We start from the raw sequence: 23,004 nt of genomic DNA, 5'->3' as shown, positions 1-23,004 counted from the left end.
TGGGTCATCGACCATTTATATATTACCATAAGTATGTTCACGTTATGTACATACTTATGGAGAAAAAAGACCTACATATTCGCATATCATCTAGGAGGCACGATAAGCTTAAAGCTTATGCACAAGGCAAAGAAAAAACAGTTACCCAGTTGGTTGAAGATTGGATTGATAGGTTGCCAAATCAAAGGATTGGCGATTCCTCACCGACCAACCTTGCTGATTGAACGTAGTTCAATCAGCAAGGTTGGTCAATTCGTCATCGCCCAGCAATTCATCTCATCACTTACCCAAGCGGTAAGTGAGAGGCTTCTTGCTGTTTTAGCTAAATTGGCGCGGTCAACCTACAGAGGTAGGAACCAGCTTTTTTAAGGGAATATCAAGGAAAAACTCCGCTCCTTTTCCTTGTTCCGATATTACACTTAATCGTCCCTCATGTTTTTCCATAATAGAGTAGCTAATCGATAATCCCAAGCCCGTTCCTCGTCCAACAGGTTTTGTTGTGAAAAAGGGGTCAAATAGATGCTGCTTCACTTCTTCAGACATACCAGACCCATTATCTGCAATTTGAATGGTGACTGTATGGGCATCAGTCATTTTAGTACGAATTCGGATGGTGGGAATTGTTGCTTGTTTATTATGTTCAGTTGTTGCAAAGGATGAATCCAATACATCAATAGCATTGCTGAGAATATTCATAAACACCTGATTAATCTGGCTGGCATAGCAGTTGACTTCTGGCAACTGTGCATATTCCTTAATCACATCAATTGCAGGACGGTATGTTTTCCCTTCGAGGCGGTGTTGTAAAATTAGCAAAGTGCTGTCGATGCCTTCGTGAATGTTGACAGGTTTCATTTCGGACTCATCCAGGCGCGAGAAATTGCGGAGAGAAAGGACAATTTGGCGGATGCGATCTGCCCCCACTTTCATTGATTGCAGCAGTTTTTGTAGGTCTGACTTGAGGAATTTGAAATCTATTGCCTCTAGTTCTTCTTGAATCTCAGCGAACGGTTGAGGATAGTAGTGCTGATAGCGCTCAACCAAGCGCAGTAAATCTTGACAATACTCATTGGTATAGGTGAGGTTGCCATAAATAAAGTTAATCGGGTTGTTAATTTCGTGAGCAACACCTGCCACCATTTGTCCTAACGAAGACATTTTTTCAGTTTGAATCAATTGAGTTTGCGTGTGTTGAAGTTTCTCTAAGGTTTCCGAGAGATGCTGATTTTTATCATTCAACTCAAAAGTTCTCTGCTGCACCTTGTCTTCTAAGGTATGGCTGTAGTCTTCTAGTTGGGTTTTTGCCACAGCTAAATTGGTATACAACATGGCGTTTTGCAGCGAGATGGCAGCTTGTGCTGTGAGTAGCCGCAAAATCTCAAGACGGTTTTGGGTAAAGACTCCAGTCGTCAAACTGTTTTCCAAGTAGAGGATACCAATTAGCTGGCCACGATTATGAATGGGCGTACATAGCAAGCTTTTGGGTTGCCATTGCATAATGTAGGGATCGTTGGCGAAGGTGGTTTCTGTGCGAGCATCATCTAGTACCAGGGTTGCGGAGGTACGTGAGACATAGTTCACAACCGCTTTGGGGATATCCTGACTGGCTGAAAGCGGAAGGGAGTGTAGATTTTTTATCCCAAGGTTTTCACCTAATCGCTCCTCTGATTGAGGAATTGGATTTGCAACAACCGTTTCCACGATCGCTTTGCTGGTTTTTTGAGCTGCAACCACCCAATGATCATCTTGAAGCAGTAGAAGGACAGATTTTTCAGCCCCGGCATTTTCGATCACGACTTGCATCAGGGTTGTCAACAGCTTTTCTAACTCAATTTCTCCCGCTAGGGCATGAGAGGCTTTCATTACTGTTGCTAAATCTAAGGCTTCAAACCCACCAGAACTAGTGTGTCCCAATCCGGTTGTAGTGGTGCGGGTGAGGTTTGAAGAAACAGTTTCTTGCGGCTGTTGGATCGTAGCCAAGAATTGAGGATATTGATGGGACAACTGGTTGACTTTGGCTACTGCTCCCCAGTTGAGGTAACTATAATAGGCATTTGCTAGGTAAATTTGAGCGATCGGCTCTTTGTTCCATTCCAGGTAAAATCGGGCAGCTAGTTCATTAGCGAGGGCAACTTCTTGAATGTATCCATTGACTTTTGCCCCTGCGATCGCGCGATCGTAGAGATCCACTGCTTGCCCCATTTGCCCCAACACTCGGCATTCTTCAGCTTTTACCAGTTCAAATTTGTGCAAATAATTCATGGGTGTATGGTGCGCCCAAGTCTGCATTTTTCTCTGGTTATCTGTGACTCGTTCCAGCAATGTTTCTCGCCAAGAAGGTGTAGCCGTAGAATACTCTGCCAAAGCCGTCAGTGAATCATAGAAATAAAACATCGGCACAGTGGCATAGCCCATGCCTGCAACTAGATATTCTCTAGCTTGAGCAGCTGTTTCCACTGCTTCAGAGAGGTTTTCAAACAGATAACAGAGAATCAATTTGTGGAGCCAGAAGTAATGAAGCCCAGTCAACTCATTGGCATTAACCAGTTGGGTGACAAATTCTGCTTCGTTAAGTGCCTCACCTGTTAAAATGCAGGGATTCTCAGCCTTGCCGAGCAAGTTCAAAACTGTTTGCCAGAAGATGCGGCAGTAGTTGAGGGTCGTGCCTTGCTTAAAATTTTCTAAAACATGACTGTAAGCTCTTATGTCTTGCTCTAATGAGTTCAGTTCTTGACCTAGGAAATAAGAATACTGACAGATATCTTTCGTATTGAAGCCCACGTAGTATACGTTTCCAGTTTCTAGGGCAATCTTGTAGCCCTCTAGCATGAGCTGTAACGATTTTTTTAGTGGAGACTTTAAATAAGTTATGAAAGCACCCACAACATAAAATACAGTGGGTTTGATGTCGCTAATATTAAATTTATCAGTTAGTGCCAAAGCAAGGCTGCCAACTTGATCGGCTGTTTCAATATCCTGAAGAATTCCGTTCAAGAGAATGCCATAACAGGCATAACAAAAGGCAGAAAAGGGAGCATTGCCATAGTGAATCGATGCTTTGACTTGAGACAATATGAGTAGCGGAAACAGATTTTGCTCGGCGATGTAAACGGCTGGAGCAACATTTGCCACAATTCGGGTGACAGCTAGCTTGTCTTTTGCTGTCATCACTGGTAAGTCAACCAAGGAAGCAATGTTACGCCCGTGAATTAAGGTAGCGGTTTCCTGAAGGGCTTGCTGAATATCTTGGAAAGTAGGTGTTTCTGGGAAAACCACACCAAGCTGACTCATTCCCTGACGGGCGATCGCGATCGCACCTAGCACATCATTTTTAGCTGTATAGGCCTGGATTTTGGTTTCGTAAATGCTGACTTGATCCAGTGGAGTTTTCGTTTGCTGCATCACTGTTTGGGCGAATTGCTCCATCTGTTCATACGCACCACAAAGGTAAGCAGCATCAGTTGCTAATTCGTGCAGTGCCAAAGTCAACTCATATTGACTTTGCCAACAGTCGGATCTCAATAAACTAATCCCGATGGTCAAATACTCAATTGCTACTCGGTAAGCTGTGGAAGACTTAGCTTTCCGTCCTGCCAACAGGTTGAGTTGTACCAGTTGATCGCGATCGGGCTGGGCTACGATCAGTTCTATCCCAACATTCAGTTGGTTAACAATTTCAAAAATGATCTTTTCTTGCTCAGTTTCCGGGGTATTGTTTAACAGCAATTGACCAATCTTGAGGTGAGTTACTGGTTTCTGATTCGCCGGAATTAGTGAATAAGCGGCTTGTTGAATGCGATCGTGGAGAAATTTGTAGGTAATAGTTATTGATTCGTTGTCATTTGTCAAATCATCCATGACAACAGACTCATCCTGAAAGAATGTATACCCTTCCCCACTGGGCAAAATTAATCCATCCTTGAGAACTGGCCACAAATCCGCTGCGGTCTGGGCTGGAGATTTTTCATAGACAAGCGATAGGGTTTCTAAATCAAACTGATTGCCGATACATGCAGCCAGTTTGAGAATATCCTGAGTCTGTGGTAGTAATTTCTGGAGTTGCAGCGCCACAAACTCCACAATATCTTCTTTAAAAGAAAGCGCTCGGATTTGAGCAATATTACACTGCCAAGTGCCTGTTTTGGCAGCAAAGGCAATTAGCCCATCTTCATGCAGTGATTTGAGAAATTGGTTCGTGAAAAATGGATTGCCTTTGGTCTGTTGATACACCAGATTGGCGATCGCTAGGGCTTGTTCTGGTGAATATTTGAGGGTATCTGCAATCAGTTGATTCAGGTCGGTCTGGGTAAGCACAGAAAGGACAATACTACTAACTGTAATTGCCTCTTGTCGCATCTCCTCAATGGTCAACATCAAGGGATGTGCAAACGAAACCTCATTATCCCGATATGCTCCAATCACTAGCAAATAAGAGTTGCTTGCTTCACTCATCAACAGATGCATCAGCTTTAATGAAGCCGAGTCTGCCCACTGTAAGTCATCGAGGAAAATGACGAGGGGATGGTCTTGGGTTGTGAATACTTGAATGAATTTCTGAAACAGCAAATTGAAGCGGCTTTGGACAGCACTGCCCGATAATTCCGGAACAGAGGGCTGTTGACCAATGATCTGTTCGAGTTCTGGAATCACCTCAATAATCACCTGGGCACTCTCACCCAATGTGGATAAAATTTGGGTCTTCCACTGCTCAATTTGAGGATCACTCTCTGTCAGCAGTTGTGCCATTAAGTCTCGAAACGCTTGCACCAAAGCAAAAAAGGGAATATTACGATTAAATTGATCGAATTTGCCCTTGATAAAGTATCCCCGCTGACGGGTAATCGGTTTATGAATTTCGTTGACAATTGCTGTTTTACCAATGCCAGAGGAACCGGCCACCAGCATTAGTTCAGAATTTCCTTGGCGCACCCGCTCAAAAGTTGCTAGCAGCATTGCAACTTCTACTTCCCGACCGTAGAGTTTTTCGGGAATCGCAAAGCGATCGCAAATGTCCCGCTGTCCTAGCTCAAAGGGCACAATATTGCCGCTTTTCTGCAATTGAATCAAACAGGTTTCCAGATCGTGTTTTAGCCCTAATGCACTTTGATAGCGGTCTTCAGCATTCTTCGCCATCAATTTGATCACGATATCTGAAACTGCTTGAGGAATTTTGAATTGCTCCAAAGAAGCAGGTTGTTTAGCGATATGACAATGCACCAATTCCATCAAATCATCAGATTGAAATGGCAATTGTCCCGTTAACAGTTCATAGAATGTGACACCCAGAGAATAGAAGTCAGTGCGGTAATCAATCCCTCGGTTCATTCGCCCGGTTTGTTCGGGGGAAAGGTAGGCGAGAGTTCCTTCTAAAATAGTGGGGCTGGTTGAAAGTTGGGTAACTCTTGGTAGCAGTGAAGCAATGCTAAAGTCGATGAGTTTCACCTGCCTGGTGGTGGGATTAATCAGGATATTGGCAGGTTTGATATCCTTGTGGATGATTTTGTGATGGTAAAGATCACCCAGAATATCGGCAAGTGCGATCGCAATCTGGAGAAACTCAGTCAAGAAATCAGGATGAAGGGGTGAGGAGTTTTCCTGATTTTCTGTCTCGCTGAGTCCTTTCCTTTTAAAAGTGGTGTACTCCTTTAAAGAAACTCCGCCAAAGTCTTCCAGAATCAGGGCAAGTCGATTTTGGCAACTCTCCAGACCATAGACGCGAACAACCCCAGAGACATTTAAGATTTTCGCAATTGTGTACTGATTTCTGAATTGAGCCAACTCAATCAGACTAGGATAGGCATTTTTCAGAACTTTGATGACAACTGGGTTTTGATCAGCCTGTCGCCAACCTCGGTAAACCAGAGTGCGAGTACTGGTGTAGATGCTTTCACCAATCCCATAGCCGGGAACATTAACTCGATTCTCTACCATAATAGCTGCTACTGGATAATCTGAGTTCAGTTTTCCCTAATCCACTTGCAATCTCACAATTTATCCAGTAATTTTTTGGGCGGGAATTTGTTGACTCATGCAGCGAAGTCAACATGAAAGCAGCTGATAATATTATCCACCAACCCCAGGAAAATATAACTTGATGAGCCGAGCCACTGATTGTAATGGAGCAATGACAGGTGCAAATGCTAGCCTTTGTCGTGGGTCAATTGTCTCGTCTTTCATATACTCAAAAAACGGCAACTGAGCATATTCCTGGTTCTTCTGCTCAATCAACATTAAATAAAAGTTTTAGAGTTTCGCTTCAATTATTTTTTTACGAAAGTGATAAAACAGGGCTAATGAAAAGTGACCATCTCTAAAAGCTGGTTATAGACTTTCTTTAACTTTAGGTTGACAAAAATGCATAGATATGAATCCATAGAAATGGTCTTGATTGCACACAATTAAAAACAAAATAGTTATGACTCATTACATTTTAAAAGCCTCAAAAGAAACCGTACATCTAGGTGGCTTCTCGCATCTGCTAAAACCAGTACTCACTATTGACTCTGGCGATACGATTGATGTAGAAACTTATACTGGTTACTACGTTTATGACAAAGCACCACCTGAGTTCCTCACACCAGAATTTCTCGATATCTGCCAAAATCTTTTACCAGAACGCAAAATTGCTGGAGGGCCGCATTTACTTACAGGGCCAATTTATGTACGCAATGCCGAACCAGGGGATGTTTTAGAAGTACAATTAGATGCGATCGCACCTCGTTTACCTGTAGGGTTTAATGCCATTCGTACAGGTTGGGGAGCTTTACCACATCAGTTTTCTCAACCTGCGTTGAGATTCATTCCTCTAGATTTAGTAAACAATATCGCGGAATTTCCGGCGGGTACTGGCATAAAAATTCCTCTCAAACCGTTTTTTGGGATTCTTGGTGTCGCTACTCCAGAAACCTCTCGAACTTCTATCCCACCAGGTTCTTACGGTGGTAATATTGATAATCGGGAATTACAAGCTGGTTCTCGTTTATTTTTGCCGATTTTCGTACCAGGTGCATTATTTTCTATTGGTGATGGGCATTCTGCACAAGGAGATGGTGAGGTAAATGTTACCGCCATTGAAACTTCCATGAACGGTAGAATTACCCTCAAACTTCGCAAGGATTTACAACTAACAACACCAATTGCCGAAACTCCAACTCATATCATCACAATGGGCTTTGCTCAAACCTTAGATGAAGCCTTAGAGCTAGCTTTAAAAAACATGATTGATTTTCTGGAACGCTTTACTAATTTGTCGCCAGAAGATGCTTATGTATTGTGTAGTTTAGCTGTGAATTTTCACATCACTCAAGTTGTTAACAGTCCCCAAAAAGGTGTACATGGAATGCTAACAAAATCAATCTTTTCCCAGAAAATTAATTTATAGTTTGTAATCTAGCAACGATTTGTTATGTCTAATATCTTGATCCAACTGTTGTTAATTGGTTTAGTTTCTGGCGTCGCTGGCGGGATGTTTGGTATTGGTGGCGGCGCAATTATGATTCCCGCAATGGTTTTAGTAATTGGTTTGGATCAGAAGTTAGCTACAGGAACTTCTGTGGCTGCTCAAATTTTGCCAATTGGGATTCTAGCAGCCTTAGTTTACCATCGCAACGGTAATCTTAATATCAAATATGCTCTGATTATTGCAGTTGGTTTAATCGTGGGTAACTTCTTCGGGGCATTGTTTGCAAATCAGCCGTTTATTAGCAGCGAGTTGATGAAAAAGCTGTATGGCATTTTTGTGTTATTGATCGGCCTTCGTTATTTACTGTCAAATTAGAAGAGTTTAATTCAGCTTCAGCAATGTCTTTGTTAAGGCATCACCTACCTACTCAATATATTGTTGTGTTGACAAATTTTGAGCCAAATAATGAACAATGATCCAGCGTAAGTATAACGGTTATCGACAAGCGTAAAGTACAATTTTGACCTCACTTCCATTCCTCTCTCCTAAAAGGCTACGGTGTACACACAAGTCCTAAAAACCTAGCTTGATAAGCATTTCCTCGTTCCCAGTCTCCGACTGGGAATGCATTCATTGAGTCTCTGACTCAATATTTGACTAGAGGCAGAGCCTCTAAACAGGCATTCCTATGCAGAGCATAGGAACGAGATAAAACGAGATAAACGAAAGAACAATGGGAAATTGATCTTTTTTCAACTTGTGTGTACACCGTAGCTCCTAAAAGGAGAGAGGCTTTAAATTTTTCCCCCTTCCCGCCTTCGGGAAGGGGGTTAGGGGGTTAGGTCTATTTGCATACTTGTACTTCACCGGATTGAAAATGGCTATAGTATTTACTCTACGGAACCAACGATTTATATCAGATGCCGATATGAATCGTTATTAATCTGCGATCGCGCTTAGTAAATTGTGACAGAAAAATTACGTTTTTGTTTATAAATTCATTTCATATAGGACTTACGCAAAACTACACGCGGTAGGGGCAATTCATGAATTGCCCCTACTATAAAAAATCCCACGCCTTGAAGCGTGAGATTGTCAAATGATTACACCATAAGTTTAGGTGGACAAAACTTTGACCACCCTACAAAACTTAATGATGGTGGTGGTGATGATGATGCCCCGCTAGTTGGGGATTAACTGCCAAAGTTTGCTCTGACAACAGTTGTGCAATATGAGCATCAGCCCATTGCGCCGCCATCGCCAAGAATTCTGGATGGTCATTGACGCAAGCCATTTGTACGTAGTTCGTACCAGGATGCTGTTTTTCCAAAGCATGGATGATGTGGTGTACATCCAATAGAGTTTCGTGATTTTCTGTCGCAAAGCCAATTGGCATAAATATCACTACTTTCGCACCCAATTGGATCAGGTTATTTGCGGCTTGCTCTGCATTTGGCTGTGTCCAATCAATTAAGGGTGTGTCATGATTGAGCCAACCCACGGAGATTAACGGATAACGGTTAATCAACTTATCTCGAACTAAGTCGTACATTGCTTCACTTTCAGCAATCCCAGAAGTAAAGCCTTTGGCTTTGTGAGGACAGCCGTGATTCATTAACACAATACCGATTTGAGAAGGTAGATAAGCTGAGGCTAACTCAGCAATTTTCTCCTCAACCAGATGAGCCATTAAATCGATGTAGGCTGGTTCGTTGAAGAAAGAAGGAATGTAACGCTGTGCTTTAACCCAGTGTTCGTCACCATCAGTCAACTCAACAAGAGCATTGTTAACTTGCTCGATCGCAATCCCACTGGTAAAGATAGAATCAACAACTAGCAAAGGGTAGATTAGCAGCTTGTCGAAGCCTTGGTTTTTGATTTCTGCCAAGACTTGATTGGGTAGAAAAGGGGCGCAAAAGTTAAAAGCTTTGAAAACTTGGACATTATCACCCCATTTTTCTTGCAAATTCTTCTCAATCCCAGCCCGCTGCTGTTCAAAAATGGCATTGTGTGGGGAGATAAAATCGTGGTGTGTGTGTCCCCATTCATGGCGGTCAAATAGCGCCAAAAGTTTTGCCAGAGGCGGATAAATCCAGGTTGGTACTGGTGCAAATTTTGCTGTCAGTAGATTTAAAGCCTGTTCGTTATAGTTGGCGAAATCTTCGTAGCTTTCGACTTCGCCGTAGCCCATAAGCAATACGGCTACACGGTCTTTACCTGATAGATGCTCGTGGGTGTGTTGTACTTTTTCCGGCGTGGCAACCACAATGAGTTCCTCAATATAACCAGAGTGCAGAGAAATATAAAGTTAGGGAATAGCTTACACATTTTCCCTACTAGTAACTTATTATCCCATCCAGGGGGATAGGATGGGTGGAAAAATCAAAATAATACATCAAAAGACATACAAGACTTACGTGGGGAATGGGGAATGGGGAATGGGGAATGGGGAATGGGGAGTGGGGAATGGGGAATGGGGAATGGGGAATTATGAATTACGAATTACGAATTACGAATTACGAATTGTTTTAAAACCTTTCCCCTTTAACCGAACCGTATTGGATCACATACTGACGTAAGTTCTGATTTATATCCTTATTATTGATTATTGGGGAAATAGCTAATAGACCATCGATAGCAGATTTAAGTGATTAATACAATACTAAAACCTGCTAACACGATATATATCCACCAACGTTCAGGCACAAAGATTTATCTTACACAATGCCCAATTTTCAGAATAGACAAATGAGTATAATTATTTGCCCTGGAATTCATGAGCCAGAATTAACTGAAAGCTTTAGAGTCGGATTGTTAGATTTAGTTTCTAATAACGCGATACCTGCGGTGAGCTACGCTAACGCACACAATTACGCAAATATACTGCTTTATCCGGGCAAAGATGTTTTAGTTTTATCAGCCTTGCACATTTTGCAGTTTTTGCACGTTAGCCTAGCTCACCGCAGGTATCACTTGGGAGATCAACTACAATCGCCTGTTATATTCATTAGCTTTAGTGCTGGGGTAGTCGGGGCAATAGGCGCAGCGCATTTGTGGCAACTCTTGGGTGGTCGTGTCAAAGCATTTATTGCTATAGATGGCTGGGGAGTACCACTACAGGGTAATTTCCCTATTCATCGAATGAGTCATGATTATTTCACCCATTGGAGTTCTTGTTTGCTAGGTTGTGGGCAAAATAACTTTTATGCAGAGCCAGCAGTTGATCATTTGTCCATTTGGAAATCTCCCCAAAATGTACAAGGCTGGTGGGTAGATTCATCCATTGGAATTTCTCCACCCAAAGGTCGTCTGACAGCAGCTGAGTTTTTGCTTATGCTGTTAAAGCACTATGAAGCAAATTAATCCGGACAATGGAGTAAGTAAACAGGAGTGAGGAGTTAGGAGTCAGGAGTTAGGAGTCAGGAGTTAGCATTTATTCTCTCCCATGCCCAATGTCCAATGCCCCATGCCCAATGCTCTATGCCCCATCTACCCAAAGTATCTAATGTTTCCAACTGAACCTGCTGCTGTTAATAACGGGTTTGGCGCACTGCTAAAAAACCGTGGTTTTATGCTCCTGTGGATTGGGCAATTGGTGTCCCAGTTAGCAGATAAAGTCTTCTTCGTTTTGATGATTGCTCTACTGGAGAACTACTCACCGCTTCCAGGGTTGGCACAAAACTCAATGTACTCAACTTTGATGCTGTCCTTTACAGTACCAGCAATTTTGTTCGGCTCGGCTGGTGGTATCTTTGTTGACCGCTTGCCAAAAAAGCTGATTATGGTTGGCTCAGATGTCGTGCGGGGAATATTAACGCTGTGTCTTCCCTTGTTACCACGAGAATTCCTGATTCTATTAATCCTGACTTTTGCCATTTCCACGGTGACACAGTTTTTTGCACCAGCCGAGCAAGCAGCTATTCCCCTGTTGGTGAAGCGAGAAAATTTGTTGGCAGCCAATGCGCTGTTTAGCAGCACGATGATGGGAGCTTTAATTGTTGGCTTTGCGATTGGAGAGCCAATTTTGAGTTTGTCGAAAAGCCTGATGGGAGCAGAATACGGTCAAGAACTTGTAGTTGGTGGACTATATTTATTATCGGCTGTGATCATGCAGCCAATTAAGTTTAAAGAACACAAACCCCACCAAGAACACCAAGGATCAAATCACCCTTGGGCTGAATTCACTGAGAGCCTGCGCTATCTTAAGAAAAACCGTTTGATATTGAATGCCATGCTGCAACTGACAACTTTATATTGTGTGTTTGCAGCGTTAACAGTGCTGACAATTCAATTAGCCGAGGAGTTTGGTCTTAAAGAAAAACAGTTTGGCTTTTTCTTAGCAGCAGCCGGGGTGGGTATGGTATTTGGTGCGGCGATTTTAGGTCACTGGGGTGATAAATTGCATCACAAACCCCTACCTTTAATTGGATTTTTGATGATGGCACTAGTTTTAGGAGTGTTCACTTTTACGCACAACTTGTTGTTGGCGCTGGGATTGTGTGCATTTTTGGGTGTAGGTGCTGCCTTCATTGGTGTGCCCATGCAAACTTTAATTCAACAACAAACACCATCTACAATGCACGGTAAAGTATTTGGCTTTCAAAATCATGCCGTCAACATCGCTCTGGCCTTACCTCTGGCTATTACTGGGCCATTAACTGATGTTCTGGGCTTGCGAACTGTGCTTGTAGCAATGAGCATTATTGTCGTGGTTGTCGGTGTTTGGGCTTGGCAAAATACCCGCAAAGTCTTGCAAGACGTAATTTAATTAATGTAGGCTAATAATCTAGCTTTATATTTAATATAAAAATTAATAAGATTTTGATTGAAGTTTTCAATTAAAATGAAATCTTAACTACAGAATTCAGCATTAACTTTAGCTATAGTCTGAGGTTTGACCGTGCGATCGCTTTCCCAAATTAGTCTCCCACAAACCGAGAATCACAAACAGTCTCGTGCTTCTAGCCCGCCAGCCTTGCCCAAACGTGCATCTGGCGGTTTTGCTCTACTTGACAGCCTTCATCGCCACGGCGTTGATTATATTTTTGGTTATCCTGGTGGAGCAATTCTACCAATTTACGACGACCTGTATAAGGTGGAAGCAACTGGTGCTATGAAGCACATTCTCGTGAGACACGAACAAGGCGCAGCCCACGCCGCTGACGGTTATGCCCGTGCCACAGGGAAAGTAGGAGTATGCTTTGGTACTTCTGGCCCAGGAGCAACTAACTTGGTAACAGGCATCGCCACCGCCTACATGGACTCAATCCCGATGATTGTAGTCACGGGACAGGTAGCACGTCCGTCCATTGGTACAGATGCGTTTCAAGAAACCGATATCTACGGGATTACCCTACCAATCGTCAAGCACTCTTATGTAGTGCGTGACCCCAAAGATATGGCGCGAATTGTCGCCGAAGCTTTCCACATTGCTAGTACTGGGCGTCCGGGGCCTGTTTTGATTGATGTCCCCAAAGATGTCGCTTTAGAAGAATTTGACTATGTACCTGTAAAACCAGGTTCAGTAAAGTTACGCGGTTATCGTCCCACGGTGAAGGGAAATCCCCGGCAAATTCATGCCGCGATCCAGTTGATTACTGAAAGTCGCCGTCCGCTATTGTATGTCGGTGGTGGTGCGATCGCAGCTAGTGCCCATGAAGAAATTAAACAACTAGCTGAATTATTCGATATCCCTGTCACCACAACCTTAATGGGGATCGGTGCATTTGACGAACATCATCCCCTAGCTTTGGGAATGTTGGGGATGCACGGCACTGCTTACGCTAACTTCGCCGTTAGTGATTGTGATTTGCTGATTTGCGTCGGCGCTAGATTTGACGATCGCGTTACAGGCAAGTTAGACGAATTCGCCTCCCGCGCCAAAGTCATTCACATCGACATCGATCCCGCAGAAGTCGGCAAAAACCGCATTCCCGAAGTGCCTATCGTTGGTGATGTGCGGAATGTCTTAGTAGACTTGTTGCGTCGCTGCAAAGAAACAGGGATTAAGGCGACACCGAATCAAAACCAAGAGTGGTTGAATCTAGTCAACCGCTGGCGCGAAGAATATCCTCTGATCGTGCCGCAGCATCCCGACAGCATTTCACCCCAAGAAGTGATTGTAGAAGTTAGTCGCCAAGCACCCCAGGCTTTCTACACTACAGATGTGGGACAACATCAAATGTGGGCGGCGCAATTCCTGAAAAATGGCCCAAGACGCTGGATTTCTAGCGCTGGTTTAGGAACTATGGGTTTTGGCTTACCTGCGGCAATGGGCGCGAAAGTAGCGTTTCCTGATGAAGAAGTCATCTGTATTAGCGGTGATGCTAGTTTCCAAATGTGTTTACAGGAACTAGGAACACTTGCACAGTATGGGATAAACGTCAAGACAATAATTATCAATAACGGCTGGCAAGGGATGGTGCGCCAGTGGCAGCAAGCCTTCTATGGTGAGCGTTACTCATGCTCCAACATGGAAGTAGGGATGCCAGACGTAGAGTTATTGGCAAAAGCTTATGGGATTAAAGGCATGGTAATTAGCGATCGCAGTCAATTAAAAGATGCGATCGCTGAGATGCTAGCACACAAAGGCCCGGTGATTGTGAATGTCCACGTCACCAGAGACGAAAACTGCTATCCAATGGTAGCCCCTGGTAAGAGCAACGCTCAAATGGTCGGCTTGCAGAAGCAAGCGCCGAAAGCGGCAGCAGAACCAGTGTATTGTAGTCATTGCAATGCTAAAAATGCTCCTACCCATAACTTCTGTGCTGAGTGTGGGACGAAGCTGTAACGCTTTTTGATAATTCAGACTAGAGAGGTAGGGGAGTAAAGAGAAGGGGAGAAAGATACAGGAATTCCCCTACTTATGCTCCCTTTCCTTTTGCGTAGAGATAGCTTAATCTTCCTGATTGGGTTGAGCTAAAGAAATATTTCCTAAGTAATTCACTAAATCATTTCCTTAGCATATTATCATGTCATTTTTCTTGCGTTTACCCTGTATGAAAAAGCAAGTGGCTGAAGTAGCGATCGCAACGGTTTTCTAAGCTAGAATACCAAAGTTGTGTTTAGACACATCCGACAAGTCAATTGCCAAAGAGCAGTTATTTCCATGAACTACTACGTAATCTACGACGGAAATTGTAATCTCTGCGTTACCCTAGTACAATTTCTAGAAACCTTAGACAAGGGAAAGTTATTTCGCTACGCTTCTATGCAAGATGAGCAGACACTTTTACAGTGGGGGATTACAGCCCAAGATTGCGAACAGGGGATGATTTTAATTGATGGCAATGAACCTCAGAAGCGCTGGCAAGGCAGTAACGCAGCAGAAGAAATTGGGCGGTTATTGCCAGCAGGAAGTATATTTGTAGACGCTTATCGAGCCTTACCGGGGATGAAATGGGCAGGCGATCGCTTTTACGAACAAATCCGCGATAACCGCTACGCACTTTTTGGTAAGCGTTCTAGTACTTATGAATCGTCATACTGTGTCGATGGTAGCTGCAAGTCAACTGAAGTTAAATAAACCACAGCTATACGAGGCTTTACCTTACCTCTGTGGGTTTCAAAATTCCTGCCTCCTGCCTTTTACCTCCTAATGCTGTTGGTTAAGGCAAGAGACGCGATGAATCGCCCCGCTTGCTTATTTGTCGTTAGACAGAGTTTATTTTAGTCAAAAATCCGCCTCCAGGTGCTAGCAAAAAGTCTGCTAGACCAACCATTATGCTATCTGGCGTGTTTGTAACATTGTGCAATCAATGGCATTTGCGATCGCGCCAGAATTCGGCACAATACACTGAACTGACGGGAGGATACTGCGTGAGAATTGGTGCTAACTACTTAGGTAACGGAGAATGTGAATTTACAGTTTGGTCTCCGCTATTAGATAGCGTCACGGTAAAAACCTTGACGCCACAGCAGCAGGTAATTCCCCTCAAGCCTCAGTCTGAGGGATACTGGCACGCGAAAGTCAACGATGTGTATCCGGGCACGCTTTATCGGTATGTCTTGAATGGCCAAGACGCTTTTGCCGATCCGGCGTCGCAGTATCAACCAGAAGGGGTGCATGGGCCGTCGCAAATTGTCGATCATCATTTTGATTGGACTGATGAAGCATGGGCAGGTATTCCTTTGGAGTCGATGATTTTCTATGAACTCCACGTTGGGACATTTACACCTGAAGGAACTTTCACCGCCATTATTTCCCGCTTACCAGAACTCAGAGAACTAGGAATTAACGCTATTGAAATTATGCCCATCTCCCAGTTTCCGGGAGATACTCATATTGAGGCAACTCTTGCATATCGCAACTGGGGCTATGATGGCGTTTACCCTTTTGCTGTCCAAAATTCTTACGGTAGCCCAGCTGAACTGAAGCAACTGGTAAATGCTTGTCACCAACACAATATCGCTGTTGTGCTGGATGTGGTGTATAACCACTTTGGGCCAGAAGGCAACTACATGAGTCAATTCGCGCCCTATTTTACTAAAACCTATAAAACGCCGTGGGGCGAAGCGCTGAATTTTGACGATGCCCATAGTCAGGGTGTGCGAAATTATTTTATCGAAAATGCGCTGTATTGGTTGCGCGAGTTCCACATTGATGCATTGCGCCTCGATGCGATTCAAGCGATTTACGATTTGGGAGCCAAGCATTTTTTATGGGAACTGTCCGAAGCGGTTCATAATTTTTCACAAGAGGGGCAAACATGGAAACGCCATTTAATTGCTGAAAGTGACTTGAATAATCCGCAAATCATTCGTCCATCAGAATTGGGTGGATATGGAATCGATGCTCAATGGAGTGATGATTTTCACCATGCATTGCACGCACTGTTGACAGGCGATCGCCAAGGGTATTATCAAGATTTTGGGCAGTTTGCTGATTTGGTAAAAGCTTACAACGATACTTTTGTCTACGATTGGAAATACTCGCCCGATCGCAAACGATTTCATGGTATATCTTGCCGCGATCGCTCTTTATCACAGTTTACAATCTGCATTCAGAATCACGATCAAATCGGCAATCAAATGAAAGGAGAACGCCTCACCCAGCGGATCTCTTTTGAAGGATTAAAGTTAGCCGCTGGTGCTGTGCTGCTGTCTCCCTATTTACCCCTGTTATTTATGGGAGAAGAATACGCCGAAACTGCACCCTTTATTTACTTTGTCAGTCACTCCGATCCAGATTTGATTCAAGCAGTTCGAGCCGGACGCAAGCAAGAATTTGAAGCATTTCACTATGCAGATGATCCCCCAGATCCCGAATCAGCAGATACTTTCCTGCGTTCTAAACTTAATTGGCAATTACGCCATGAAGGTAATCACAAGATTCTATGGGATTGGTATCGCCAATTAATTAATTTACGCAAGACGCATCCAGCACTTTTAAATCAAGACCGCAATTTCATCGAAGCTACTAGCGATGAAGCCAAGCAGGTAGTCACCGTGCGTCGTTGGTGCGAATCGAGTGAACTAATATTTGTGATGAATTTCAATTCGTCGCCAGTCAAAGTGACCTTGCCATTTGAGCAAAATGCTAATAAATTGTTGGACTCAGCAGATACCTCATGGTCTGGGCCTGGTTCTGAAGCCGCTGAACATCTGTCTGCGGGACAAGAAGTGACAGTAAAAGCAACTAGTATAGTCCTGTATGAAAATGGATGAGGAAGTTACAGCAATTCGCAATTCGCAATTTTGTACAATCAGCCCTTAACTCAACCGTATTAAGATATAGGGTTTCTGAGTTGAGTGCAATACAGACCTAACCCCCAGCCCCTTCCCTACGAGCTACGGTGTACACACATCTTGGTAATGAAGCGCAAACCCTGGATTTACCCCCCTTAATCCCCCCTTGCAAAGAGGGGGGAGATATCCGGTTCTCCCCCTTGCCAAGGGGGAGTTAGAGGGGGTGAGATGGACTTGTGTGTACACTGTAGTCCCTGCAAGGGAAGGGGAGTAAGATTTGTTAAAACTTAAAGTTTCGAGCTAAAAGGCTCAACGTTCGAGCTAAAAGGCTCAATGTTCAGGCTAAAAAGCTGAACGTTCAGGCTAAAAGGCTCAATGTTCAGGCTAAAAGGTTCAATGTTCAGGCAAAAAAGCTTAACGTTCAGGCAAAAAGGCTTAACGTTCATGCAAAAAGGCTTAACGTTCATGCAAAAAGGTTCAACATTCAGGCAAAAAGGCTTAACGTTCAGGTTAAAAGGCTTAACGTTCAGGCAAAAAGGTTCAACGTTCAGGTTAAAAGGCTCAAATTCCCCACTCGCCACTAAAAAAATATGCGAATTCCTACCGCAACTTATCGAATTCAGTTTACACCCCAGTTTGGCTTTGATAACGCTAAAGCGATCGCAGCTTATCTAGCAGATTTAGGTATTTCCGATTTATATGCCTCCCCCATTTTCAAGGCACGCTCTGGGAGTACGCACGGTTACGATATAGTAGATGCCACTCAACTAAACCCTGAACTGGGAACTAATGAATCCTTTGATGCATTAGTTGATGAAGTTCAATCCCTTGGTATGGGATGGTTACAAGATATTGTGCCCAATCACATGGCCTATACCAGCGAAAATCTTTACTTGATGGACGTATTAGAACACGGGCCAGATTCCAGTTATACTGACTACTTTGATCTTTCTTGGAATGTACCCTTTGGCGATCGCCAAGAGCGAATTCTCGCGCCACTACTGGGAGATTTCTATGGTGCATCCCTAGAAAACGGACACATTCAACTGCAATATGAAGAAAACGGTTTAACTGTCAACTATTACAGCTTAAAACTGCCACTCCGGTTAGAGTCGTACACAAATTTTATCACTCATAATTTAGGTAAACTCACCCGTACACTAGGACGCAATCACCCCGATTTTATTAAGCTATTGGGGATTCTTTACATTCTGAAAAACGTGCCCTCAGAGGTTGCGGGTAAACAGCGACAAGACCAAATCGCATTTATTAAAGGATTGGTTTGGGAACTCTACACCACAAATGATGCGATCCGTGAGTTTATTGACGAAAATATCCAAACTTTCAACGGAGAACCGGGTAATTCAGAAAGCTTTAACCTCCTAGATGAATTACTGAATGACCAATTTTACCGTCTCGCATTCTGGAAAGTTGGGGCGGAGGAAATGAACTATCGCCGTTTCTTTACTGTCAACGAACTAATTTCTGTAAAAGTTGAAGAACTGCGAGTTTTTAATAATACCCACAGCCTGATTCAAAAGCTGGTTGAGGAAGGCAAATTTACAGGTTTACGCATTGACCATATTGATGGACTTTATAACCCAATCCAGTATCTAGAAAGGTTGAGAGAAAAGACGGGAGATATTTATATCACCGTTGAGAAGATTTTAGAATTTAGCGAAGAATTACCAGAGGATTGGGAAATTGAAGGTACATCTGGATATGACTTTTTGAACTATGTAAATGGCGTATTTTGTCAATATGAAAATCAATCACAATTCGATAAAATCTACCATAACTTTATTGGTTCAAGAGTAGATTATGCATCGGTAGTGAAGGATAAGAAGCACCTGATCCTGGAAAAGAATTTAGCAGGTGATATTGACAATCTGGCTCTTTTACTCAAGAATATTTCCAGTAAATATCGCTATGGCAATGATTTTACACTGAATGGATTAAAAAGAGCGATCGCAGAAGTTTTGACACTCTTCCCGATTTACCGTACTTATATTACCCCCGATGGCATTGGAGATAGCGATCGCGCCACCATTCAAGAAGTAATTAGCCAAGCCAAAGAACAAGCGCCCCTGTTGCAGCATGAATTGACCTTTATTGAAAAGTTAATGCTGCTAGAGTTCGATAATTCTCTGACTCAAACAGAACGCGAACAGTGGATATATTTTGTCTTGCGAATGCAGCAATACAGCGGCCCGCTCATGGCCAAAGGCGTTGAAGACACCACATTATATGTTTACAATCGCTTGCTGTCGCTAAATGAAGTTGGGGGTAATCCCAGTCATTTTGGAATTACAGTAACCAAATTTCATGACTTTAACCAACAGCACCAAGCAACCTGGCCCCACACAATGAACACCACAGCCACCCACGACACCAAACGCGGCGAAGATGTGCGGGCCAGGTTGAATGTCCTCTCAGAAATTCCCGATGAGTGGGAACAGCAGGTAAATACTTGGAGCGCCATTAATCGAGGAAATCGTAGCCATCGCCACGGGTTTGCTATGCCCGATCGCAACGATGAGTATTTTCTCTATCAAACCCTGGTGGGGGCGTTTCCCTTTGCCGAACATGAACAGGCATCCTTTGTGGAACGGGTAAAGGACTATATAATTAAAGCAATTCGAGAAGCAAAAGTGCATACAGCATGGTTGCGACCTGATAGCGAGTACGAAGAAGCTTGTACCTCCTTTATTGAGAAAGTACTCGACCCTTCCATCTCCGGAGAATTTCTAGAAGTTTTTCGTCCCTTTCAACAGCGAATTTCAAAGTATGGGATATTCAATTCCCTTTCTCAAACTCTACTAAAGATTACCGCACCCGGTATACCCGACTTTTACCAAGGAACGGAACTTTGGGAACTAAGCCTAGTAGATCCAGACAATCGTCGTCCCGTAGATTTTGAACAGAGACGTACTTACTTAAGCGCCATCCGCGAACAAGCAAAAACAGATATTCTCGCACTAATTCAGGAGTTACTGAACCACAAAACCGACGGTAGAATCAAACTGTTTTTAACGGCTCAATTACTCCAAGCCAGAACAAACTATGTTTCATTATTCCAGGATGGTGACTATCTACCCTTAGAAGTTCAGGGAACCTCCGCCAATCACATTATCGCCTTTGCACGACGGGAAGGAAATCAAACAGCGATCGCGATCGCACCCCGCTTTCTAACCAGCCTCATCCAGCCTGGAGACAACCCCCTGGGCGAATCAGTTTGGCAAGATACGCACCTACAATTACCCCCTGGAACTTCCCACACCTGGAAAAACGTTATAACTCAGCAACCCTTACACACCACAGAAACCCTATCCATCGCAACAGCACTAACCCATTTCCCAGTTGCTCTCTTAGTTAGTAGCGCCGAGTAAAAACATAAATCCATCACACGCAGAGAGAACCCAGTAAAACCTCTGCGTACCTCTGCGGTTCCCTTCGCGTTCCTTTGCGTTAAAAAATAATTCTGAATTATGACCACTCCCCCAGCACTTACTACCGCGCAGATAGACGCCGTGCGCCTCCATATCAAAAAAACATGGAAAACCTTAACGCGATCGCACGAACACTTATTACAATCTGCCAAGGATACCAAACTAGACCATAAAAGCAACACTCCTTGGATAGTCTACATTTCACCATCAGAAGATTGTCCCAACATTCAAACTGTGTTAGAGCGATCGCTATCTTCCAAAGATATGCAACAGTTGCAAATTCGCACTTTACCCCCGGAAGTCGAAGCGATTAAAGAACACGGATTACTATACCTACCAGGGCCTTATATTGTCCCTGGTGGGCGCTTTAACGAAATGTATGGCTGGGATAGCTACTTTATATTACTAGGACTTTTACACGATGAAGAATTGGATCTAGCCCAAAGCCAAGTAGAGCAAATGCTTTACCAGGTGCAGCATTACGGCACTATCCTCAATTCCAATCGGACTTATATGTTGTCGCGATCGCAACCCCCCGTCCTCAGCATGATGGTTTTGGCTCTATTCCAGCACACCCAAGATGAAGAGTGGCTAAGGTCAACCGTACCGATCCTAGAACAGTTTTATTATTACTGGGTAGTACCGCCTCATCTAAATGCTCCCATAGGCTTATCCCGATTCTATGCCTTTGGGGAAGGCCCCGCGCCAGAAGTTTTGTTCTCTGAGCGGGATGAAGAGGGAAAAAGCCACTACGATCGCGTCAAGGAGTACTATAAAACTTTTGAGGTTGAGGATTATGACGTTAGTCTTTACTACAACCAAGAAAATGACGAACTGACCAATCTATTTTATCGGGGCGATCGCACCATGCGCGAGTCCGGTTTTGATATCACCAACCGATTTGGCCCCTTCAGTGCTGATATCCTCCACTATGCTCCTGTGTGTCTCAACAGTTTGCTGTATCAGGTGGAACAAGACTTGGGGCAAATTAACGACATTTTAGGGAACACAGAACTGGAAAAACAATGGCGCGATCGTGCAAATATCCGCCGCGATCGCATCGATAAGTGTCTCTGGGATGAAGAAAAAGGACTTTATCTGGATTATCACTTCCAGAGTGGAAAACGCCGCCGCTATGAATTTGCTACCACCTTCTATCCTCTGTGGTTGGGAATTGCTTCTCAAGCTCAAGCCCAGCGCGTCGTAGATAATCTCTCTTTGTTTGAAGCCCCAGGCGGAATTTTGACCAGTACTCGTGTCACCGGAAACCAGTGGGATGCCCCTTTCGGTTGGGCACCATTGACATTAATTGCCGTCCAGGGACTTCACCGCTATGGGTATCATACAGAAGGCGATCGCATTACCAACAAATTCCTAGCTATGGTAATTAAAGAATTCGAGCGTCACAACACCCTAGTTGAGAAATATGATGTTGAACGCTGTTCCGCCAACGTTTCCGACGAAATCTCTTTTGGATATAGTTCTAACGAAGTTGGTTTCGGCTGGACAAATGGAGTCATTCTGGAACTTTTAGCAGCCGATGGTAAAAAAGTTTAAAGTCGGAATTCAGAATTCAGAATGGGCTAAACGCCCCGCTACCGCTAACAGGAGTCAGAATATAATGAGCAACAAAACCCTCATGTAGAGACGCGATTTATCGCGTCTTCAAAGACCAATTACCTACAAACAGCCGAACTCGCAAAAGTCCGGCTGAGTTTAATCAATCGTCTATACGCAGTAGCTTGCGATAAAACGGTTGTGAAAAATCGGTCAATCTATGACGTTTATAGTTGTCCATAAGTTCAATTAAAAAATTAATAAACTCAAAACTGGCCATCATCAGTTCATAACTCAAGTCAGCGTTGCCATCAAACTGGATTCGGCAACGGGTTAAATCTGAGGGTAAAGTAGCAACATTCCAGGAGGCAACAAAGGGGACATGTTCACTAGCTTCTATCTTCCTGTGTCCTTCCAAAACTCCTTTTTGATAAAGACTGATGGCATAAGGTAAAAAATTGCGCTTAGTACCCTGAACGTAAGGTAAGTAAACACTAGCTTGTTGTTGAGTGGCAGGCTGGAGTTGTTCAATAGACATTATTAAATATTCCTCAAGTTAGTTTGCAACTGGGGATATTAGTGGATGTTAGTAGTATTCCCAAAAGATGTATCTAAAGCACACAGTGGTGAGTGAAGAAGGGAATAGGGAATAGGCAATAGGCAATAGGTGACAGGGAATAATTTGTACCCTGTAACCTGTCACCTCTCCCTAATCCCAATGACAAATGACAAATGACCAATGACCAATGACCAATGACTAAATAAATGAAGTTACTGCTAAGAAATATTAAAATTTCGGTTAGAATAGGGCTGCATTAACTTTTATCGAAGCGGAGCGCAATAACATAAAAAATCCCCACTGTAAAGTTGTGGATGTTATTATTGCTGTTTCTCCCAGCAACGAGCTGC

At 43.5% G+C, this 23,004-nt stretch carries 14 protein-coding genes and 1 pseudogene; 12 read left to right on the top strand and 3 right to left on the bottom strand.

The annotated features are described in order from the left end of the window. Positions 1-117 precede the first annotated feature (117 nt). Positions 118-369: a hypothetical protein gene (locus ACWATR_RS05905; protein ID WP_460330364.1), complete on the top strand. Its 252-nt coding sequence runs from the start codon at positions 118-120 to the stop codon at positions 367-369. On the opposite strand, the gene ACWATR_RS05900 is transcribed toward ACWATR_RS05905, so the two are convergent. After that, positions 337-5,931: a trifunctional serine/threonine-protein kinase/ATP-binding protein/sensor histidine kinase gene (locus ACWATR_RS05900; protein ID WP_460330361.1), complete on the bottom strand. Its 5,595-nt coding sequence runs from the start codon at positions 5,929-5,931 to the stop codon at positions 337-339. The two genes, ACWATR_RS05905 and ACWATR_RS05900, sit on opposite strands and share 33 nt — an antisense overlap. A 200-nt stretch (positions 5,932-6,131) precedes the next feature. On the opposite strand from ACWATR_RS05900, the gene ACWATR_RS05895 reads away from it, so the two are divergent. The 3 genes from ACWATR_RS05895 (at position 6,132) to ACWATR_RS05885 (ending at position 7,777) form a co-directional block, all read left to right on the top strand. Beyond that, a complete protein-coding gene (locus ACWATR_RS05895) occupies positions 6,132-6,314 on the top strand; it encodes a hypothetical protein (RefSeq protein WP_460330359.1) in 183 nt (60 codons plus the stop codon). A 101-nt stretch (positions 6,315-6,415) separates the two neighbouring features. Beyond that, positions 6,416-7,381, top strand: coding sequence for an acetamidase/formamidase family protein (locus ACWATR_RS05890; RefSeq protein ID WP_460330357.1), 966 nt, complete (start codon positions 6,416-6,418; stop codon positions 7,379-7,381). A 24-nt stretch (positions 7,382-7,405) separates the two neighbouring features. Continuing rightward, the gene (locus ACWATR_RS05885) at positions 7,406-7,777 is read left to right on the top strand and encodes a TSUP family transporter (protein WP_460330354.1); all 372 of its coding nucleotides are present in this window, start codon (positions 7,406-7,408) and stop codon (positions 7,775-7,777) included. 775 nt (positions 7,778-8,552) lie between these two features. On the opposite strand, the gene ACWATR_RS05880 is transcribed toward ACWATR_RS05885, so the two are convergent. After that, on the bottom strand, positions 8,553-9,668 hold the full coding sequence (locus tag ACWATR_RS05880; RefSeq protein WP_460330351.1) for a ferrochelatase: 1,116 nt from the start codon (positions 9,666-9,668) through the stop codon (positions 8,553-8,555). 482 nt (positions 9,669-10,150) lie between these two features. On the opposite strand from ACWATR_RS05880, the gene ACWATR_RS05875 reads away from it, so the two are divergent. The 8 genes and pseudogenes from ACWATR_RS05875 (at position 10,151) to ACWATR_RS05840 (ending at position 22,095) form a co-directional block, all read left to right on the top strand. Continuing rightward, on the top strand, positions 10,151-10,765 hold the full coding sequence (locus ACWATR_RS05875; protein WP_460330348.1) for a hypothetical protein: 615 nt from the start codon (positions 10,151-10,153) through the stop codon (positions 10,763-10,765). Between the two features lie 142 nt (positions 10,766-10,907). Next, positions 10,908-12,170, top strand: a complete 1,263-nt coding sequence (locus tag ACWATR_RS05870) for an MFS transporter (protein WP_460330346.1) — start codon at positions 10,908-10,910, stop codon at positions 12,168-12,170. 132 nt (positions 12,171-12,302) lie between these two features. Then, a complete protein-coding gene (ilvB, locus tag ACWATR_RS05865; RefSeq protein ID WP_460330344.1) occupies positions 12,303-14,192 on the top strand; it encodes a biosynthetic-type acetolactate synthase large subunit in 1,890 nt (629 codons plus the stop codon). A gap of 318 nt (positions 14,193-14,510) precedes the next feature. Then, positions 14,511-14,927 (top strand): thiol-disulfide oxidoreductase DCC family protein, encoded by a 417-nt coding sequence (locus ACWATR_RS05860; protein WP_460330341.1) that lies wholly within the window; start codon positions 14,511-14,513, stop codon positions 14,925-14,927. Between the two features lie 293 nt (positions 14,928-15,220). Continuing rightward, a complete protein-coding gene (gene treZ, locus ACWATR_RS05855) occupies positions 15,221-17,068 on the top strand; it encodes a malto-oligosyltrehalose trehalohydrolase (RefSeq protein WP_460340232.1) in 1,848 nt (615 codons plus the stop codon). Between the two features lie 341 nt (positions 17,069-17,409). Then, a pseudogene (locus tag ACWATR_RS05850) lies at positions 17,410-17,673 on the top strand (DUF3540 domain-containing protein); the annotation flags it as partial. Positions 17,674-17,679: 6 nt separating this feature from the next. Then, positions 17,680-20,478: a malto-oligosyltrehalose synthase gene (gene treY, locus ACWATR_RS05845; RefSeq protein ID WP_460330338.1), complete on the top strand. Its 2,799-nt coding sequence runs from the start codon at positions 17,680-17,682 to the stop codon at positions 20,476-20,478. Positions 20,479-20,577: 99 nt separating this feature from the next. Further along, positions 20,578-22,095: a trehalase family glycosidase gene (locus tag ACWATR_RS05840; RefSeq protein ID WP_460330336.1), complete on the top strand. Its 1,518-nt coding sequence runs from the start codon at positions 20,578-20,580 to the stop codon at positions 22,093-22,095. 163 nt (positions 22,096-22,258) lie between these two features. Here the strand turns inward: ACWATR_RS05840 and ebsA are convergent, their stop codons facing one another. Continuing rightward, the gene (ebsA, locus tag ACWATR_RS05835) at positions 22,259-22,633 is read right to left on the bottom strand and encodes a type IV pilus biogenesis protein EbsA (RefSeq protein ID WP_181930772.1); all 375 of its coding nucleotides are present in this window, start codon (positions 22,631-22,633) and stop codon (positions 22,259-22,261) included. Between the last annotated feature and the right edge of the window lie 371 nt (positions 22,634-23,004).

The organism is Nostoc sp. UIC 10890 (assembly GCF_054786515.1).
Note: the sequence above shows the minus strand (reverse complement) of the source record. Positions and strands in the feature narration are given on the sequence as shown.

What these genes read in the sequence shown, in the direction of transcription:
- ACWATR_RS05840 (WP_460330336.1), top strand. Translation starts at nt 20,578, where the DNA reads ATGACCACTCCCCCAGCACTTACTACCGCGCAGATAGACGCCGTGCGC.
- ACWATR_RS05875 (WP_460330348.1), top strand. Translation starts at nt 10,151, where the DNA reads ATGAGTATAATTATTTGCCCTGGAATTCATGAGCCAGAATTAACTGAA.
- treY (WP_460330338.1), top strand. Translation starts at nt 17,680, where the DNA reads ATGCGAATTCCTACCGCAACTTATCGAATTCAGTTTACACCCCAGTTT.
- ACWATR_RS05900 (WP_460330361.1), bottom strand. Translation starts at nt 5,931, where the DNA reads ATGGTAGAGAATCGAGTTAATGTTCCCGGCTATGGGATTGGTGAAAGC.
- ACWATR_RS05860 (WP_460330341.1), top strand. Translation starts at nt 14,511, where the DNA reads ATGAACTACTACGTAATCTACGACGGAAATTGTAATCTCTGCGTTACC.
- ACWATR_RS05870 (WP_460330346.1), top strand. Translation starts at nt 10,908, where the DNA reads ATGTTTCCAACTGAACCTGCTGCTGTTAATAACGGGTTTGGCGCACTG.
- ACWATR_RS05890 (WP_460330357.1), top strand. Translation starts at nt 6,416, where the DNA reads ATGACTCATTACATTTTAAAAGCCTCAAAAGAAACCGTACATCTAGGT.
- ACWATR_RS05905 (WP_460330364.1), top strand. Translation starts at nt 118, where the DNA reads ATGCACAAGGCAAAGAAAAAACAGTTACCCAGTTGGTTGAAGATTGGA.
- ebsA (WP_181930772.1), bottom strand. Translation starts at nt 22,633, where the DNA reads ATGTCTATTGAACAACTCCAGCCTGCCACTCAACAACAAGCTAGTGTT.
- ACWATR_RS05885 (WP_460330354.1), top strand. Translation starts at nt 7,406, where the DNA reads ATGTCTAATATCTTGATCCAACTGTTGTTAATTGGTTTAGTTTCTGGC.